This is a genomic window from Novosphingobium sp. 11B, from assembly GCF_054589055.1.
Map to the genome: position 1 here is coordinate 1 of NZ_BAAILP010000220.1, position 855 is coordinate 855.

Annotated in this window: 1 protein-coding gene; it reads right to left on the bottom strand. The window is 61.6% G+C overall.

The window, feature by feature from the left end; genetic code table 11:
* Window positions 1–641: 641 nt before the first annotated feature.
* On the bottom strand, window positions 642–855 hold a 214-nt coding region (locus ACYPYD_RS20110; protein ID WP_459665084.1), incomplete at its 5' end, for a hypothetical protein.

Genomic DNA, 855 nt, shown 5'->3' on the forward strand with positions numbered 1-855 from the left:
CAGGGTACGCCAGACGCTCGAGCGTGGGGCGGACGAGATCGGAAAGGGTGATGTTGTAGCGGCGAGCCTGCCGGAGCAACTGGTCGTGCAGGCCGTCTTCGAGACGCAGGGATATTCGTGCCATAGAAAGTCCTAATTCGGACGCCAGCACGTGGTGAAGCGACATTGTTCTACGTTGTCCGCCAGCCTGCGTAAATTGCTGGCTGACATGTCCGACATCCGATCACCGCGAACTGCCACCGGCAGTCGAAAAATGCCAAACGAAGACAGCGGCTTGATGTGATCGACGCGACGCTCTGGCTGCCGCGGCAGACGATCTGTGCCAGCTCGGCAGCCGCTCTGTGCCGCGACATAACCTCGCGATATCAGCCTGTTATGCGAAGCAGCACCCGTGCGTGGGGTGCATTACAAAACGCCCTCGGGCGTGCGTCCGGCCTTCGCGTGAGCCTGCGAATGCGCCCCCCGAATTCTCGATTCGGCGGGCACCATCGATGTTCGTTGCAATCCTGATTCGATCTGAAGCGCCGGAAACGCGAAAAGGGCCAGCGAGTACGCCGGCCCCCTTCCTGTTGATGCGGTGCTTCATGATGGATGATAGGGCGGGGAAGGCTTCCGTCCGGGGCACCCGGATCGATGAAGCATCAGGACTGGACCGGAAGTTCCGCAGCGACCACGAACGTCGCAAGGCGCGAGGTGCCGACGATGTGCATGGCCTGTGCCAGTTCCTTGAGGCAGGCGACAAGCGAGGTCAGTTCCTCCTCGCCGAGCGCATGATGTGTCGCGCGGCGTGCGATGACAGAGGCGACCTTGGGCTTGACGAACCTCACCCAGTTCGGGCGTTTATAGGGGCGGAGA